Annotated in this window: 15 protein-coding genes; 9 read left to right on the top strand and 6 right to left on the bottom strand. The window is 70.3% G+C overall.

Translation table 11 applies throughout. The features are described 5' to 3' along the window. Positions 1 to 38 precede the first annotated feature (38 nt). The 3 genes from ACIRON_RS08300 to ACIRON_RS08290 are packed head-to-tail and all read right to left on the bottom strand — an operon-like array spanning position 39 to position 2189. Complete coding sequence (locus ACIRON_RS08300; protein WP_378726580.1) at positions 39 to 677, bottom strand: alpha/beta family hydrolase; 639 nt, start codon at positions 675 to 677, stop codon at positions 39 to 41. 1 nt (position 678) lies between these two features. Further along, entirely contained in the window at positions 679 to 1422 is a 744-nt protein-coding gene (locus tag ACIRON_RS08295; protein WP_402991450.1) for an SOS response-associated peptidase, read from the bottom strand. 44 nt (positions 1423 to 1466) lie between these two features. Beyond that, positions 1467 to 2189: a hypothetical protein gene (locus ACIRON_RS08290; protein ID WP_402991447.1), complete on the bottom strand. Its 723-nt coding sequence runs from the start codon at positions 2187 to 2189 to the stop codon at positions 1467 to 1469. A 292-nt stretch (positions 2190 to 2481) separates the two neighbouring features. Between ACIRON_RS08290 and ACIRON_RS08285 the strand changes: the two genes are divergently transcribed. The 5 genes from ACIRON_RS08285 (at position 2482) to ACIRON_RS08265 (ending at position 8905) form a co-directional block, all read left to right on the top strand. After that, the gene (locus ACIRON_RS08285) at positions 2482 to 5073 is read left to right on the top strand and encodes a sigma-70 family RNA polymerase sigma factor (RefSeq protein WP_402991444.1); all 2592 of its coding nucleotides are present in this window, start codon (positions 2482 to 2484) and stop codon (positions 5071 to 5073) included. Positions 5074 to 5130: 57 nt separating this feature from the next. Further along, the gene (gene aroA / locus ACIRON_RS08280) at positions 5131 to 6426 is read left to right on the top strand and encodes a 3-phosphoshikimate 1-carboxyvinyltransferase (RefSeq protein WP_402991441.1); all 1296 of its coding nucleotides are present in this window, start codon (positions 5131 to 5133) and stop codon (positions 6424 to 6426) included. 7 nt (positions 6427 to 6433) lie between these two features. Next, complete coding sequence (gene rsgA, locus ACIRON_RS08275) at positions 6434 to 7456, top strand: ribosome small subunit-dependent GTPase A (protein ID WP_402991438.1); 1023 nt, start codon at positions 6434 to 6436, stop codon at positions 7454 to 7456. Positions 7457 to 7543: 87 nt separating this feature from the next. Then, on the top strand, positions 7544 to 8416 hold the full coding sequence (locus tag ACIRON_RS08270; RefSeq protein WP_091050896.1) for an inositol monophosphatase family protein: 873 nt from the start codon (positions 7544 to 7546) through the stop codon (positions 8414 to 8416). A 54-nt stretch (positions 8417 to 8470) separates the two neighbouring features. Further along, a complete protein-coding gene (locus ACIRON_RS08265; RefSeq protein WP_402991433.1) occupies positions 8471 to 8905 on the top strand; it encodes a CBS domain-containing protein in 435 nt (144 codons plus the stop codon). Here the strand turns inward: ACIRON_RS08265 and ACIRON_RS08260 are convergent. Next, complete coding sequence (locus ACIRON_RS08260) at positions 8838 to 10058, bottom strand: MFS transporter (RefSeq protein WP_402991430.1); 1221 nt, start codon at positions 10056 to 10058, stop codon at positions 8838 to 8840. The genes ACIRON_RS08265 and ACIRON_RS08260 overlap by 68 nt on opposite strands. A gap of 185 nt (positions 10059 to 10243) precedes the next feature. On the opposite strand from ACIRON_RS08260, the gene ACIRON_RS08255 reads away from it, so the two are divergent. The 3 genes from ACIRON_RS08255 to ACIRON_RS08245 are packed head-to-tail and all read left to right on the top strand — an operon-like array spanning position 10244 to position 13930. Continuing rightward, positions 10244 to 10939 (top strand): response regulator, encoded by a 696-nt coding sequence (locus tag ACIRON_RS08255; RefSeq protein WP_402991427.1) that lies wholly within the window; start codon positions 10244 to 10246, stop codon positions 10937 to 10939. After that, complete coding sequence (locus tag ACIRON_RS08250; RefSeq protein ID WP_402991424.1) at positions 10936 to 13551, top strand: DUF4153 domain-containing protein; 2616 nt, start codon at positions 10936 to 10938, stop codon at positions 13549 to 13551. The genes ACIRON_RS08255 and ACIRON_RS08250 overlap by 4 nt, the downstream gene beginning before the upstream one ends. A gap of 4 nt (positions 13552 to 13555) precedes the next feature. Then, complete coding sequence (locus tag ACIRON_RS08245) at positions 13556 to 13930, top strand: FKBP-type peptidyl-prolyl cis-trans isomerase (RefSeq protein ID WP_091050909.1); 375 nt, start codon at positions 13556 to 13558, stop codon at positions 13928 to 13930. A gap of 156 nt (positions 13931 to 14086) precedes the next feature. Here the strand turns inward: ACIRON_RS08245 and ACIRON_RS08240 are convergent, their stop codons facing one another. Further along, positions 14087 to 14329, bottom strand: a complete 243-nt coding sequence (locus tag ACIRON_RS08240) for an RNA-binding S4 domain-containing protein (RefSeq protein WP_091050911.1) — start codon at positions 14327 to 14329, stop codon at positions 14087 to 14089. Positions 14330 to 14534: 205 nt separating this feature from the next. Further along, positions 14535 to 15812: a DUF445 domain-containing protein gene (locus ACIRON_RS08235; protein ID WP_402991419.1), complete on the bottom strand. Its 1278-nt coding sequence runs from the start codon at positions 15810 to 15812 to the stop codon at positions 14535 to 14537. 250 nt (positions 15813 to 16062) lie between these two features. On the opposite strand from ACIRON_RS08235, the gene ACIRON_RS08230 reads away from it, so the two are divergent. Beyond that, the gene (locus ACIRON_RS08230) at positions 16063 to 16362 is read left to right on the top strand and encodes a hypothetical protein (RefSeq protein WP_091050916.1); all 300 of its coding nucleotides are present in this window, start codon (positions 16063 to 16065) and stop codon (positions 16360 to 16362) included. Positions 16363 to 16434 lie beyond the last annotated feature (72 nt).

Below are 16434 nucleotides of genomic sequence, written 5' to 3'. Positions count from 1 at the left end.
TGTTCAGTGAACGCCACAGCGGGCGACAAACATTCCCGCTAGACGATGACCTCGCGGACCAGCCACTCCAGGGTGGACTCGACCAGGATCGCGTCGGCGTCGGCCTGCGTGATCGGGCCACGCTTGCCGACGACCAGGGAATGGTCCGCTCCCGGGATCGGGGTGACCTCGATCCCCTCCGGGAACTCCTCGGGCTTGCCGAACCTGTCCCGGGTGCCCTGCAGCACCAGCGTCGGCACCCTGGACTCCAGCAGCTCGTAGGCACGCGAGATGCCCGGCTTGGCGATCGGGTGCAGCGGGAAGGCCAGGCAGAGCGCCCCCGCGGCGCCGAAGCCGCGCGCCGTACGGACCGCCGAGCGGGCCCCGGCGGAGCGGCCTCCGACCACCAGCGGGGTGCGCACCCGCATCCAGTTGGCGGCCAGGGTGAGCGCTGCGTCGAGCGACTTGGGCGGCGTCGCCACCGGCTTCCCCTTGACCCGCCAGGGCTGCTCGAAACGGACCACGGTGATCCCCTGGGCCGGCAGCGCGTCGTTGAGCGCCATCAGGTCGTGGGTGTCGATGCCGTTGCCGGCACCGTGGGAGAGCAGCAGGGTCGCCTGTGGTCGTCGCGCCCGGCGGGTGTAGAGCCGCCCCTGTCCGTAGGGCGTGTCGATCATCTGCGTCGTGGTTCCACCCATGTCATCCCCAGGCTTCCTCGATCGGCAGCGGCTCGACGAGCTCGCGGCCGTTGTTGCGTACGTTGCTCACCAGCGTCGAGACCGGGTAGGCCTCCAGCCGGCCGGGCGCCGCCGGGGTCAGCAGATCCAGATCGCCCGGACGCGTCGGGTCGAGCCACTGGCCCCAGCGCTCGGGTTCCACCATGAGCGGCATCCGGTCGTGGATGCGACCCAGCGAATCCTCGGCCTCGGTCGTGATCACGGTGCACGACCACAGCCAGCGGGCTGGGTCGTCCTCGGCCTTGGCGGGGTCGGGCCAGAGCTCGTAGAGGCCGGCCATCGCCAGCACGCCCCCGTCCTTCGGGGTGATGAAGTAGGGCTGCTTGCGGGGCTTGCCCTTCGCGTCCTTGGCCTCGGTGGCGTACCACTCGAAGTAGCCGTCGGCCGGCAGCAGGCACCGCCGCTTCGCGAAGGCCCGTCGATAGGCGGGCTTGTCGCCCACCGTCTCCATCCGGGCGTTGATCATCCGGTTGCCGATCTTGACGTCCTTGGCCCAGGAGGGGACCAGACCCCAACGTACGGAACGGAGCTGGCGCTCGCTGGAGGCTGCTTCCTCGCGCGGCGGGCGCTCGAGGACGGCATAGACATCGTCGGTCGGGGCCACGTTGTAGCTCTCGGTGAGCGGCTCCTGAAGGCGCAGCTCATCGATCTCGAACTCCTCGGCCAGCTCGTCGGGTTGGCGGCTGGACGCGTAACGACCGCACATACGTTCACCTTAGCGCCGGGGGCCGGTGGTGTTCGGAGGTATTTCTAGGCTCCGCGAGCGAGCTCGTCGAGCAGGTGGCCCGCCGACCTGTCGTTCTCCGGGAGTCCTTCGATCCAGATCCGGTCGGCGCTGTGCTCGACCATCCGCTTGAGGAGGCCGAGCCGTTTGACCAGCGTCTCGTCACGCGGGGCGACCACGACCATCCGGCTGTGACCGACCTGTCCGACGGCCGCCGCGGTCGCGAAGACCGACCGGGCGGTCTGGCCCAGCAGCGACATCCGGCGGGCGGTGGCGATGCTGTCGGTCTTCCCGCCGGGGGCGCCCGGGAGATGGGCGTCGGTGACGACCAGCGCGTGACTGCGCGCCGTGGCTTCACGGTAGAGGTCCGAGATGCGTTCCCGTAGGTGCGCGAGGGTGGCGAGACCGGTGAGCGGGTCGGCACAGGAGATGGTGTGCAGATAGCCCAGCGTCGCCTCGCTCCAGGCGACGGACAGCGCGTGCACCTCGACGAACGCCGGGTCGCGGTCTTCCACGGCCTGCGTGGTCATCCGAAGGTCCTCGAGGCTCTCCCCCAGGGGCACACCTGACTCGGCAAGGTCGTGGCCGACGACCCAGCAGGCCTCGGCGACGTAGTTGCTGTGCTCGGCGAGCGCCTCGGCGACGGCCTCGAAGCGCGGCGGGAGCGCCGCGCGCTGCCCGTCGGAGAGCTCTGTGATCTCAGGCGAGGTGGGTGCAGGCGCACGCCGACCCCGGGAGAACAGCCGCACGACTCACCTCTTTTCTCGTGTTTCCTGGCGTTGGTGTCGTTCCTTGTCCGAAGTTGCTGGGTCATGGATACAGTGGTGCGCGCGCAACCGATCGCGCTGCACATGGACTTGACGTACCAAATCAGCAACCATGACGCGATCGAGACCCACATTTTCTGGGTTTCGCGAAAACTTGTTGTCAGATCCGGGGAGAGGGGCGTGACGTGCGGGCTTCCGTGGTCGTTAGCACAACGCATGTCTCCCGTTGGCGCAACCCGCGTCATACCTCCGTCCTTCTAACGTCTCTGGTGCTGTGAGCGAATCGACCCCCACCTCTCTACCTACCCTCGACGCCCCTGGCGACGCCGAGCTGATCACCGCTGTCCGTGGTGGTGACCTGGATGCGTACGGGACGCTGTTCGAGCGCCATGTCGAGGCTGCCCGCCGCCTCGCCCGCCAGCTGGTGTCGCCCGGCGACGCCGACGACCTCGTCTCCGAGGCGTTCGCCAAGGTGCTCAACGTGCTGCAGCGGGGCGGCGGCCCGGACCTGGCGTTCCGCGCCTACCTGCTGACGTCGCTGCGCCGGCTCCACGTGGACAAGATCCGCGCCGCCTCGAAGCTGACCACCACCGACGACCTGACCCCGTTCGACCCGGGTGTGCCGTTCGAGGACACCGCGGTCTCGGGCTTCGACAACCAGGCCGCCGCGAAGGCGTTCCAGCAGCTTCCGGAGCGCTGGCAGCAGGTGCTGTGGCACACCGAGGTCGAGGGCCAGAAGCCGGCCGAGATCGCGCCGATGCTCGGCATGTCGGCCAACTCGGTCTCCGCGCTCGCCTACCGGGCGCGTGAGGGCCTCAAGCAGGCGTTCATCTCCATGCACGCCCAGGACGCAGGCGAGGAGGCGTGCGCGACCACCCGTGCCAACCTGGGCGCCTACATCCGCAACGGCCTGTCCAAGCGTGACTCGACGAAGGTCGACGACCACCTGCAGGACTGCCGTCCGTGCACCGCGATCTACCTCGAGCTCACCGAGGTCAACTCCGGGATGGGCGCTTGGCTGGCTCCGGCCCTGCTCGGCGCCGCGGGCGCGGGCTACCTCGCCGTCGGAAGTGGCGTCGCCGCCAAGGGTGGCGTGCTGCTCTTCTTCGGGCGGGTCAAGGACTGGGTGCTGGGCGATCCTGTGGGACGTACGGTCGGAGCCGGCGCCGGTGTCGCCGCGGCCGCTGCTGCGGTGGCCGCAGGGATCGCGCTCACCAGCGGCAGCCCGACCCCGAAGACGCCGGTGGCCGACAAGCCAGCCGCCGAGGCGCCGGCGGCTGCCGACCCGGCTCCGGCCGATCCGGCGGCTCCGGCCGACAAGCCCGCCGACAAACCTGCCGACAAACCGGCTGACCAGCCCGCGGATCAGCCCGCTGACCAGCCGACCGATCAGCCCGCTCCCGCTCAGGCCCAGCAGGCGCCTGTGATCACGACACCGATCTCCACGGTGAGCGGACAGCCCGGCGGCAAGACGGTCATCGATCTGACCAAGGGCGCGACCGATGCCAACGGCGACCCGCTCTCGGTCAAGGAGGCCACCGTCGCCTCCCCCGCCCACGGCACCGTCACCATAGGCGGCACCTCGGGCTCGGGCGGTAAGGGCGGCAGCGTCAGCGGCGCGATCTTCGGTGGTCTACGGATGGCCGGCGAACCCGTCACCACGGTGACCTACCAGGCCGACATCGGCTGGCGTGGCACCGACACCATCGAGTACGTCCTCACCGACGGCAACGGCGGCGAAGTCGCCGGCACCGTCGACATCGCCACCCCCAACGCCGACCCGAAGGCCGTCGACGACGCAGCCACGGCCACGGTGACCGGCGGCAACGGCAACGGCCAGGGCAACAACGGGAACGGCAACGGCAACCAGCCGAGCTCGGCCACGACCACCATCGACGTGCTCGCCAACGACGCCGACGACAACGGCGACGCTCTCGCGCTGGTCAAGATCGTCGAGAAGCCGGCGCACGGCATGGCCGAGATCGTCGGCGGCAAGGTCGTCTACACGATGACCGCCGGCTACGACGGCGCCAGTGACACCTTCACCTATCGGATCTCGGACGGCCACGGCGGCAAGGACGTCGGCGCTGTGGAGGTGACCTTCGAGCAGGCTCCGAAGAACGACCCAAAAGTCGGGGTTAGCCACCGTCACGAGTCGGGCGTGGGCGGGGTCTTCACCGTCCCCGGCGTCTCCGACCTGCACGACTACGAGGACGTCGTGGTCTCTGTAGACGGCCTCCCCGAGGCTGCCGAGGGCCGGTCGACGATGCTCCGGATCAACATGACCGGCGTCGCCTCGCCCTACTTCGGACCCGGTTTCGCCTGGTCCGCCTGTGGCGCTCCCGCCACCACCATGCCGGCCAACGGCACCGTCACCCACGAGTGCACGCTCGCCGGTGACGGCGAGGCCGCCCACTTCGCGTTCATCCCACAGTCGGGCGCGACGTGGACCTTCGAGGCCAGCATCGAGCCCACCGGCTACGAGGACAGCGACACCACCAACAACACCGCCTCGACCAGCGGCACCGCCACTCCGGAGCCGACCCCGACGCCGACGCCGACCCCGACGCCGACGCCGACGCCGACTCCCACCGAGACGCCGGACGTTCCGCAGGTGCCCACACCGCCCACGACTCCCGACGTGCCACAGGTGCCCACACCGCCGACGACTCCTGACGTGCCACAGGTGCCGACGCCGTCTTCGGACCTTCCCAGCATCCCGGGCAGCCCCAGCGGCAGCCCCTCGCTGCCCGAGGGTTCCGATGTGCCCAGCGCGAGCCCGAGCGCGACGCCCGAGGTCGAGCGCGGTGCCGCAACAGGCGGTCTGACCTGGAAGGGCTTCCTGAAGGCGCTCGGGATCGGGTGATTTCATCCCCGGTGACCGACGGCCGCCCCTGCTCGCGGAACCTCTAAAGTTGGACCTGTGACTACGACGACGGACCGTGCCGCTGACCCTGCCAACGGGCCGGCCGACCCCTGGCCGGCGCCCCGAGCGCACGGTCCGGTGACGGCGACGGTGTCGCTGCCCGGCAGCAAGTCGCTCACCAATCGGGCGCTGGTGCTCGCCTCGATCGCGGAGGGGCCCAGCGTCGTACGTCGTGCGCTTCGGTCCCGCGACACGCTGCTGATGGCGGCAGCGCTGACGTCGTTGGGGTCGCAGGTGGACACCTCGGGAGACGACTGGGTCGTGACACCGGGGGCGTTCGGCGCCGATGCCGAGGTCGACTGCGGGCTGGCGGGGACGGTGATGCGGTTCGTGCCTCCGGTGGCCGCGCTCTCCACCGGCACGGTCGCCTTCGACGGCGACCCGCACATGCGCAACCGGCCGGTCGGCGAGGTGCTGCGTGCGCTTCGCGACCTCGGGGTCTCGATCGACGGGGACGCGCTGCCGTTCGCGATCCACGGCGCCGGTGCCGTGCCGGGCGGGACCGTGGTGGTCGACGCCTCGGCCTCGAGCCAGTTCATCAGCGCGCTGCTGCTCGCGGGGGCGCGCTACGAGAACGGTGTGGACATCCGCCACGAGGGCAAGCCCGTGCCCTCGCTCCCCCATATCGACATGACGGTCGCGATGCTGCGTGAGAACGGGGTCGCGGTCGACGACGCTGACGCCAACCGATGGACGGTGGCACCAGGACCGATCCAGGCGCTGGACCGCACCATCGAGCCGGACCTCTCCAACGCGGCTCCGTTCCTGGCCCTGGCCGCGGTCTCGGGTGGCACCGTGACCGTGCGCGACTGGCCGGAGGCCACCGACCAGCCGGGCGACCAGCTGCGCGAGGTGCTCTCGTTGATGGGCTGCGAGGTGAGCATCACCGACGACGGGCTGACCGTGACCGGGCCGGAGCGGCTCACCGGGATCGACCTGGACATGCACGACATCGGTGAGCTCACCCCTGCCGTCGCGGCGCTGTGCGCGCTCGCCTCGACTCCTTCTCACCTGACCGGCATCGGCCACATCCGGGGCCACGAGACCGATCGGCTCGCCGCGCTCGCGCGCGAGCTGGGTGCGCTCGGGGCCGACGTCACCGAGCATCCCGACGGGCTGACGATCCGCCCCGCGACGCTGCACGGTGGGGTGTTCCACACCTACGCCGACCACCGGATGGCCCATGCCGGCGTGATCATCGGGGCTGTCGTCGAGGACGTACTGGTCGAGAACATCACCACCACCTCCAAGACCTTCACCGACTTCGCGCCCTTCTGGGCCGGGCTCTTCTGAGAACCCCATGGCGAAGGCACAGCGGCGCTACGGGACCGAGGACGTCGAGCACTACGACCGTCCCCGGCGCCGCACCCGGCCGCGGACGAAGGACCGGCCCAGCTATGACGACGCCGACCTCGGACGAGTGATCACCGTCGACCGTGGTCGGTTCACGCTGGTCATGGACGAGGCCCCCGATGTCGAGGTGTGGGCGGTCAAGGCCCGCCCGCTCGGCCGCAAGGGCGTGGTCGTCGGCGACCGGGTGAAGGTCGTCGGCGACACCTCGGGTGCGGAGGGGGCACTGGCGCGGATCGTCGAGCTCGAGCCCCGGGAGACCGTGCTGCGACGTACGGCCGACGACGACGACCCCGTCGAGCGGGTCGTGGTGGCCAACGCCGACCAGCTGGTGATCGTCACCGCGATCGCCGACCCCGAGCCGCGCACGGGGTTCATCGACCGCGCGCTGGTGGCTGCCCTGGAGGCGGGCATCGAACCGCTGCTGTGCATCACCAAGGCCGACCTGGCCGACCCGGAGTCGCTCGTCTCCATCTACCGGTCGCTGGGGGTGCCGTGGTTGGTGACCCAGCGGGGCGGGGACATGAGCGCACTGCAGGCCAGGCTCGAGGGACGTACGTCGGTCCTCCTCGGCCACAGCGGAGTGGGCAAGTCGACGCTGGTCAACGCCATCGTTCCCGACGCCGGGCGCGAGGTCGGGCACGTCAACGCCGTCACCGGGCGGGGGCGGCACACCTCCACGTCGGCGTTGATGCTGCGGCTTCCGGACTCCGCCGACGGTGGGGGCTGGATCATCGACACCCCGGGGATCCGTACGTTCGGGCTGGCTCACGTCGAGCCGGAACGGCTCATCGTCTCCTTCCCCGATCTGCAGGAGGCGACCGCGGAGTGCCCGCGCGGCTGCTCGCACGCCGAGGATTCGCCGGAATGCGGGCTCGACATCGCGATCGAGGACGGCAGGCTCGATCCGGAACGGGTCGCCTCGTTCCGGCGCCTGCTCGAGGCGCGGTCCGTGCCGACGTACGCGCTCTGACCACCATGCCCCGGGCGGTGTTTTCGTGGGTAACCGGTTACCAGGGGAGGGTTCGCTCCGAGGGCGGAGCCACTAGAGTGGACCTTCGTGGCGAGCACTCCTGACTTCAACGACGACCTGCGGCTGGCGCACCTGCTGGCCGACGACGCCGACTCGCTGTCGACGTCGCGGTTCAAGGCGCTCGACCTGCACGTCATGACCAAGCCCGACCTCACTCCCGTCTCCGACGCGGACAAGGCCGTGGAGGAGTCGATCCGGCGCACGCTCTCTCGCGCGCGTACGCGGGACGCGATCACCGGCGAGGAGTCGGGATCCTCGGGCTCGTCCAGCCGCCGCTGGATCGTCGACCCGATCGACGGCACCAAGAACTTCGTGCGCGGCGTGCCGGTCTGGGCGACCCTGATCGCGCTCGCGGTCGACAACGAGGTCGTGATGTCGGTCGTCTCCGCGCCCCAGCTCGGTCGGCGCTGGTGGGCGGCGAAGGGCCAGGGCGCCCACACCGGCAAGTCGCTGATGAAGTCGACCCGCTGCCAGGTCTCGGACGTACGCCGCCTGGAGGACGCCTCGATGTCCTACTCCTCGCTGCACGGCTGGGAGGAGCGCGAGCGGCTCGAGGACTTCCTGGCGCTGATGCGCAGCTGCTGGCGCACCCGTGCCTACTCCGACTTCTGGTCCTACATGCTCGTCGCCGAGGGCGCTGTCGACATCGCGGTGGAGCCGGAGCTCGAGCTCTACGACATGGCCGCGCTCGACATCATCGTGCGTGAGGCCGGCGGCCAGTTCACCTCGCTGGCCGGCGACCCGGGACCGTGGGGCGGCAACGCGCTGGCCACCAACGGTCACCTGCACGACGCCGTGCTCTCGTTCCTCGGTGGGCTGCCCGACGGCAACAACGACGCCGACTGGCCGGCCGCGCAGCCGGGGTCGGTCACCGCGTTCCGCCGTCCGGGGACCGAGTAGGCGTTCCGGAACAGACCCTGGCGTGACGTACGTCACGGCCGCTACCGTTGGTGCATGAAGATCGCGGACGTACTCACTCGCAAGGCGATCGCAGAAGTCGTCACGATCGCATCAACCGCCACCGTGCGTGACCTGCTCGGGGTGCTCTCCGAGCACGGCATCGGGGCCTGTGTCGTCAGCAGCGACAGCACCGCCGTCGCCGGGATCGTCTCCGAGCGCGACGTGGTCCGGCGCCTCCACGAGAACGACGCGCTGCTCGCCGCCGAGGTCTCCTCGATCATGACCGCCGAGGTCGAGACCTGTGTTCCCGAGGCCACCATCGACGAGATCCTGGCGATCATGACCAAGCGGCGGATCCGGCACATGCCGGTCGTCTCCCCCGACGGCGACCTGGTCGGCATCGTCAGCATCGGCGACCTGGTCAAGCACCGCATCGACCAGCTCGCCTTCGAGCGCGACCAGCTCGAGGCGTACGTCCACCAGACGTAGCTGCCAGTCCGATGGCGGCAGCGGCGACCAGGGCGGTCATGGGCCAGCCGAACCACTCGACAGCCGCGACACCACAAGCGGTTCCGATGCTGCCACCGACGAAGTAGACCAACATGTACGCGCTGTTGAAGCGCGCCGGCGCCGCCGGGTCGATCGCCAGGACGGTGCTTTGGTTGGCGACCTGAGCGGCGAACAGCCCGGCGTCGAAGATCGCAAGACAGATCAACGTCACGACGGTGTTCGAGAGGCTGAACCCCACAGCGACCGCAGCCGCTCCGGCGAGGCCGAGGCCGACCACGATCACCCGTCGAGCGCCCACCCGGTCCGCCCACCTCCCGGCGACCTGGGTGGACAGCAGACCCGACAGGCCCGCCAGGGCGTACAGGCCGATCTGCTCGGCCGGCAGTGAGTACGGGGGCTCGGACAGAGCGACAGCGATGCCGGCCCACACCGTGCAGAACGCGAAGAACCACAGCGAGCCCCGCAGAGCAGCAGAACGCAGAACGGGGTGCCCCACGATCAGTCCCGGCACCGACCGCAACGAAGCGAGATAGCCACGCTCGCCGGCCGCTGTCGCGTGGGGCAGCACCAGCACGCAACCCATGGCGATGAGTCCGCAGGCGGCAGCGAGCACGAGCAGCATGGCGCGCCATCCGAGCTCGTCGGTCAGCCAGCCACCGACGATTCGACCGGCGAGGATCCCCACCGAGATGCCGGCGGTCACCGTCCCCAGAACGGTGGCGCGCCGTCCCGCCGGTGCCAGCCGCCCTGCGAACGAGCTGAGACCGGCTCCGACCGACGAGCATGCCCCGACCACGACCATCACTGCCCCCAGGAGCGTCACGGTGGCTGCGGCAGCGCTGGCGGCGAGCCCGAGCGCCAGGACCCCGAACTGCGCTGCGAGGACGCGTCCTGGCGGGAGCCGGTCGACCAGCGGCACGAGAAGCGCGAGTCCCAGCATGTAGCCGACGGGACCGCCGGCAAGGGCCAGTCCGATGGAGGCGACGTCCGTATCGAGCGATTCGGCCACCGTCGTGATCGCGGGCTGCATCGGGTAGATGGTCGAGGTCCCGAGCGCGGCCGCCAGCGCCATGAACACGATCGTGGGGACGCTGAGCCGCACTGGCACCTGTGCCTCGGTTTCGATCTGCATGCTGCAACCGTAGGGAGCAGAATCTCCCGACACCGGCGGGAATGCGACGTCACCGTCGTGCCGGGATCGGCCCGGCCGCCGGAGCCGGAGCCGACGCAGCCGGATCGCGGCACATGCCCCTTCCTTCACAGGACCTGCACAACTTCTGCAGCCTTTCCGGCGACTCGGGCTTCTAGCCTGAGCATGTGCCAGAACAAGTGACGCGCCGGGTCCTCGTCGTCGAGGACGAGCCGGTCATCAACCAGGCCGTCTCCGACCGGCTCTCGGCGGAGGGGTACGACGTCGTCCGGGCGTGGGACGGCCCCGGGGCGGTCTCCTGCTTCGAGTCGACCGCTCCTGACCTGGTCGTGCTCGACGTGATGCTGCCCGGCTACGACGGCCTGGAGGTGTGTCGCCGGATCCAGGCCGTACGCCCCGTGCCGGTCCTCATGCTCACCGCGCGAGTCGAGGAGGCCGATGTGCTCGTCGGGCTCGGCGTCGGGGCCGACGACTACCTGACCAAGCCGTTCCGGGCCCGTGAGCTGGTCGCCCGGGTCAACGCGCTCCTGCGCCGGGTGGAGCGGGCCGCCGAGCTGGCGGGGTCGCCGCGGCGTACGGCTGAGATCGGGGGGCTGCGGATGGATCCGGCAGCCCGACGCGTGTGGGTCGACGAGTCCGAGGTGAGGCTGACCCCGACCGAGTTCGACCTGCTGGTCTGCCTGGCCGCCGACCCGGGTGCCGTGGTCACCCGCGAGCGGCTGCTCTCCGAGGTCTGGGGCTGGAACGACGCTTCGGGCACGCGCACCGTCGACAGCCACGTGAAGGGGCTGCGGGCCAAGATCGGATCCGAGCGGGTGCGGACCGTGCACGGCGTCGGCTACGCGCTCGAGGCCGGCGAATGACCCCGTTGGAGCGGGTCTCCTCGATCAAGGTAAAGCTCGGTCTCCTGGTCGCCGCGAGCGCCCTGGTCGCGGCGGTCGTCGGCTCGGTCGGGCGGGTCGCCGGAGTCTCGCCGTGGATCTCGATCCCGGTCACGGTCGGGATCGCGCTCGCGGTCACCCAGCTGCTGGCGGCCGGGATGACGTCCCCGCTGCGGCAGATGACCCTCGCTGCCCGGCGGATGGCGCGGGGCGACTACTCGGTCTCGGTGCCTGCGGTCGGTGCCGACGAGGTCGGTCAGCTGGGCCGTGCGTTCAACACGATGGCCAGCGACCTCGGCGCCGTCGACCGCCAGCGCCGTGACCTGGTCGCCAACGTCTCCCATGAGCTGCGTACGCCGCTGGCTGCTCTCACCGTCGTGCTGGAGAACCTCGTCGACGGCGTCGGATCCGACCCGGCCGCGCTGGAGACGGCGCTCGGCCAGGCCGAGCGTCTGAGCCGGCTGGTCGAGGACCTGCTCGACCTGGCACGTGTCGACGCCGGCAAGGCGCCGCTGAGCACCGCCTCGGTCGAGCTCGGCCCGCTGCTGGAGGCCTGCGTCGCGGAGACGCGGGTCAACGGGCGGCCGGTCACCTACGAGATCGACGTACCGGCCGACCTGGTCGTCGATGCCGACCCCGATCGCCTCAGCCAGCTCGTCGTCAACCTGCTCGACAACGCCTCCCGGCACAGCCCGCGCGGCGGCATCGTCACCGTGCGGGCCGGAGTCGACGGCGAGCGCTACCACCTCGAGGTCCTCGACTCCGGACCCGGCATCCCGTCCACCGACCGGGGCCGCGTCTTCGAGCCCTTCGGCACGCTCAGCGCCTCCGGCGAGGGCGGCGGGACCGGGCTCGGGCTCGCCATCGCCCGGTGGGTCACCGACCTGCACGGGGGCTCCATCGCCTTTCTCGACCCGCTTCCCGGTGCCTTCGGCGCCCGGGTGCGCGTCGACCTTCCGCTGCGGCCACCGGCACGAACTCTCGCCAGTCATCTCACCCCCACCCACGAGGAGATCCAGATGCCCACCATTCCCCCGGCGGCCGATCCCGCCGAACCGGCCGAGCCGGCCGTCCCGGCTGCTCCCATGACCGAGACCGCACCCAAGCCTGCCTACGGCGCCCCGTCCGTCCTCGACGACATCTTCGGCGCCTACTGGCCCGACTCCGCTGTTCCGGGCAGGTTCGGGCTCTTCATCGGCGCGGTGGTCGCCGGTCTGCTCGGCGGGCTGCTGATCCCCGACCGCAACGCCGGGCTCGGCACGGTCATCGTGATGCTGGCCGCCGGCGGGGTCGTGATGCTGGCGAACGAGAAGCGTCGAAGCTGGTTCCCGGTCCTCTGCTACGTCCTGTTCGCGTTGCTCTCCTCGGTCGCGGTGCTCCGCGACGCCGAGTGGCTGGTCGCGCTGTGCCTGCTCACGGCGGTCGCGGTGATCCTGTGCGCCTCCACCCAGGCGAAGACCCTGCTCGGGATCGTGCTGACCGGGATCTCCTGGCCGCTGGCCGGGCTGCGTGGGATCCCGTGGCTGGGCCGCACGCTGACCAGCGTCTCCGGCAAGGGGCACGGGGCCGCGGTCGCCCGCACGACCGTGCTCTCGCTGCTCGGCCTGGTGATCTTCGGGCTCCTGTTCACCACCGCCGACGCGGTGCTGGGCAGCTGGGTCGACCAGTTCGTGCCGGACGTACGCCCTGACACCGTCGCAGCCCGGATCTTCATGACCGTCTTCGTCTTCGGGGTCGTGATGGGCGCTGCGTACCTGGCCGTGAACCCGCCCCGGATCGACCGCGGCGAGCGTACGTCACAGCCCGTCGCCAACCGCTACGAGTGGCTGGCTCCGGTCGGAGTCGTGGTCGCCGTCTTCGCCGCGTTCCTCGCCGCCCAGGCGGCCGCGGTCTTCGGCGGCGAGGACTACCTGCGCGAGACGACGGGGCTCACCTACGCCGAGTACGTCCACCAGGGGTTCGGTCAGCTCACCGTCGCGACCGCACTGACCCTGCTGGTGATCTGGGCGGCCGCGCGCAAGGCGCCGGTGGAGACCACGGCCGACCGGCTGTGGCTGCGGATCGCACTCGGGCTGCTCGCTGCCGAGGCCCTGGTCGTCGTCGGGTCGGCGCTGTACCGGATGCACCTCTACCAGGAGGCGTACGGCTTCACCCAGCTCCGCCTGCTCGTCGATGTCTTCGAGGCCTGGCTGGGTCTGCTGGTGATCGCCGGGCTCGTCGCCGCGGTGACCGGCAAGGCCATCGGCGGCGGCCTCTGGCTCGGCCGGTTCGCGCTGGTCAGCGGGGCTGTCGCGCTGCTCGGGATCGCTGCGATCAACCCGGACGCGTGGATCGCCGAGCACAACGTCTCGCGCTATGAGGAGACCGGGAAGATCGACACCGACTTCCTCGCCGAGCTCAGCGACGACGCGGTGCCGGCCCTGAAGAAGCTCCCCGAGGACCTGCGCAGCTGTGTGCTCGGGACCAACGACCGCGAGGGCGACTGGCTGGAGTGGAACCTCGGCCGCGAGCGTGCCGACGGCCTGACCCCGGTCTACCCCGGGACGGCCGACGCGACGGTGGTGTGCCCCAGCGAGAATCGATACGTAGACTGAATTCATGAGCCAGAAGCCTGAGATCGACTTCGTCGACCCCACCCCTCCGACCGACCTCGTCATCAAGGACATCACCGTCGGTGACGGCGAGGAGGCCACCGAGCGCGACCGCGTATCGGTCCACTACGTCGGCGTCGCACTCTCCACCGGTGAGGAGTTCGACGCGTCCTACAACCGCGGCGAGCCGCTCGACTTCCGCGTCGGCATCGGCCAGGTCATCCAGGGCTGGGACCAGGGCATCCTCGGCATGAAGGTCGGCGGCCGCCGTCAGCTCGTCATCCCGCCCCACCTGGGCTACGGCGACCGCGGCGCCGGCGGTGCGATCAAGCCCGGCGAGACCCTGATCTTCGTCTGCGACCTGGTCAAGGTCGAGAAGTAACCCAGCCGAATCCGCAGAAACGGCGGCCGAGACTGTAGTTCTGGCAGCCGAGAACGTAGCTGTGGGCGACGAAACTCGAGTTTCGTCGCCCACAACTCACTTTTCGGTGGCCGCAACTACGGATTCGGCCGCAAGAACTACCTATTCGGCGGGGATTCACCAGGGGACGTCGAAGTCGGCCTCGTCGGAGACCCGGGCAGCCTGGCCGGCGTACTCCACGACGTCGCCGAGGCGGAGCTGGCGGCCGCGGCGGAGCTCGGTCTCACCGTTGACCGTCACCTCGCCGGCGGTGATCGCCGGGCGCGCCTCGGAGCCGGTCTCGACCAGGTTGGCCAGCTTCATGAACTGACCGAGGCGGATGACCTCGTCGGTGATGGGTACGTCGAAGGGCTCGCTCACCCCGCTATCCTCCCCCGCCCGCCGAGACGTCACAAATACCGGCCGAGACGTCACTACCGTCGGCCGAGACGTCGCTGCGGTCGACCGAGATGTCACTACCGTCGGCCGAGTTGGCACGACGTGCCGTCTCGACCGACGTACGTGACGTCTCGACCGACGTACCTGACGTCTCGACCGACCTAACTGACGCCTCGGGCTAGGCGGGTCACCCCACCAGGACGGCGACGGTGTGGATGATCACGCCGACGAGGCCACCGACGATGGTGCCGTTGATGCGGATGAACTGCAGGTCGCGGCCGACGAAGAGCTCGATGCGGCGGGCGGCCTGCTTGCCGTCCCAGCGCTGGATGGTGTGGGTGATGACGGTGGTCGCCTCGCGGCCGTAGCGCTTGACGACGTAGACGGCCACGTCGGAGGCGAGGGCGTCGTAGCGGCGCTGGAGGGTCTCGTCGAGGACGACCTTCTGGGCGTAGCGGACGACCTCGTCCAGGGCGCGGCGGCGGACGACGCCATCGGGGTCGCGCAGGGACGTGGTGAGCGCACGGCGTAGCGCGTCCCAGATGGAGATGGCTGTGTTGATGACGCCGGGGTGGTCGAGCACCCGCTCCTTGAGCCGCTCGGCGCGTTCCATGGTGGCCTCGTCGTGCTGCAGGTTGTCGGCGAGGTCGGCGAGCATGGCGTCGATCGCCTTGCGGGCGCGATGCTCGGGGTCGTCGCGGATGTCGGCGATCCAGCGGACCAGCTCGACGTGGATGCGGGCGGTCACCGGCTCGCGCAGCACCTGCGGCGTCCACCACGGCGCCCGCTCGCCGAGCACCTCGGTGACGATCTCCTCGTTCTCCTCGAGCCAGCCGTGCAGCTCGACCAGCGCCAAGTCGACCAGGCCGTGGTGGACGCCGTCGTCCAGGGCCGCCTGCAGGGTGCCGCCGAGCAGCGGCGCGATCTGCTCCTCGCGCAGGCGAGGTACGAAGCCGTCCTGGATGATCTCGACGATGTGCCGGTTGCTGATCCGGGACAGTCCGTCGGCGACCACGGTGGAGACCTCGTCGACGACCCGCTTGGCGTTGGGCTCCTCCGAGAGCCACAGCGCGAGCCGCAGCGACGGCATCGCGACGCCGAGCCGCTCGCGGATGGTCTCCTCCTGGAGGAAGTTGTCCTGGACGAACTCCTCCAGGCTGGCGCCGAGCTCGTCCTTCCGCTTCGGGATCAGCGCGGTGTGCGGCACCGGCAGCCCCAGCGGGTGACGGAACAGCGCGGTGACCGCGAACCAGTCGGCCATCGCGCCGACCATGGACGCCTCGGCGCCCGCGTTCACGAACCCCCAGAACCCGTCCAGCCGCAGGGTCAGCAGGTAGACGATGGCGGCCACGACCAGGAGCCCGGTGGCGACGATGCGCATGCGGCGCAGTGCCTGGCGGCGTACGACATCGGCCTCGGTCTCGACCATCAGGCCGCCGATGCCGGCGCCCCCAGGAGAACTCATGGGCTCAATTGTGCCGGGTCGCCCCACGCGAGGCGATCTGCAACACCAGAACCAGCATTTCTATAGGCTACTCACGGGTTGGCCCACAGGTCAGTTACAAAGCACCCAAGGGCGTCACCGATCCCTTCCCCTGCTCGTTGGAGTGGGCGAGAGTGCCTCGGGGGAGGCACACGTCCCACCGAGGAGATACATGTCGTCGCACAACGCGGACGGTGTGGGGTCGCATCTGTTCGACTCGTCGAGGAGCGCTATGTCGTTGACCACCGCCGCCAAGGTGGAGGTTCTCAGCGTCCTCGTCCGCGCCGGCCGGGAGGCCCGCGCCCCACTCACCCCGCACGACTGCAACACCGTGGTCGAGACCAGCGCCCATCTCGCCGAGATCGCGCCGACCCTCCCTGAGGGCACGCCCGGCGAGCGCGCCCGCGCGACCCGCTCCGCGATGGAGCTGTTCCTCTCCGTCGACTGCCCCCAGCTCGCGCCCGAGCTCCGCGAGGAGCTCGCCCGGGCGGTCGAGCACGTCGTCGTACGTCATCCGGCGACAGCCGCCTAGCGCAACAGGGTTTCAACCACCACCTCGTATCGAGCAAAAATGCCGTCGTGACCCCACGGGTCGCGGCGGCGT

Source organism: Nocardioides sp. NPDC101246 (assembly GCF_044767415.1).
GTDB lineage: Bacteria > Actinomycetota > Actinomycetes > Propionibacteriales > Nocardioidaceae > Nocardioides.
This window is presented reverse-complemented; position numbering and strand designations above follow the sequence as displayed.

What these genes read in the sequence shown, in the direction of transcription:
- ACIRON_RS08300 (WP_378726580.1), bottom strand. Translation starts at nt 677, where the DNA reads ATGGGTGGAACCACGACGCAGATGATCGACACGCCCTACGGACAGGGG.
- ACIRON_RS08295 (WP_402991450.1), bottom strand. Translation starts at nt 1,422, where the DNA reads ATGTGCGGTCGTTACGCGTCCAGCCGCCAACCCGACGAGCTGGCCGAG.
- rsgA (WP_402991438.1), top strand. Translation starts at nt 6,434, where the DNA reads ATGGCGAAGGCACAGCGGCGCTACGGGACCGAGGACGTCGAGCACTAC.
- ACIRON_RS08265 (WP_402991433.1), top strand. Translation starts at nt 8,471, where the DNA reads ATGAAGATCGCGGACGTACTCACTCGCAAGGCGATCGCAGAAGTCGTC.
- ACIRON_RS08260 (WP_402991430.1), bottom strand. Translation starts at nt 10,058, where the DNA reads ATGCAGATCGAAACCGAGGCACAGGTGCCAGTGCGGCTCAGCGTCCCC.
- ACIRON_RS08250 (WP_402991424.1), top strand. Translation starts at nt 10,936, where the DNA reads ATGACCCCGTTGGAGCGGGTCTCCTCGATCAAGGTAAAGCTCGGTCTC.
- ACIRON_RS08245 (WP_091050909.1), top strand. Translation starts at nt 13,556, where the DNA reads ATGAGCCAGAAGCCTGAGATCGACTTCGTCGACCCCACCCCTCCGACC.
- ACIRON_RS08235 (WP_402991419.1), bottom strand. Translation starts at nt 15,812, where the DNA reads ATGAGTTCTCCTGGGGGCGCCGGCATCGGCGGCCTGATGGTCGAGACC.
- ACIRON_RS08230 (WP_091050916.1), top strand. Translation starts at nt 16,063, where the DNA reads ATGTCGTTGACCACCGCCGCCAAGGTGGAGGTTCTCAGCGTCCTCGTC.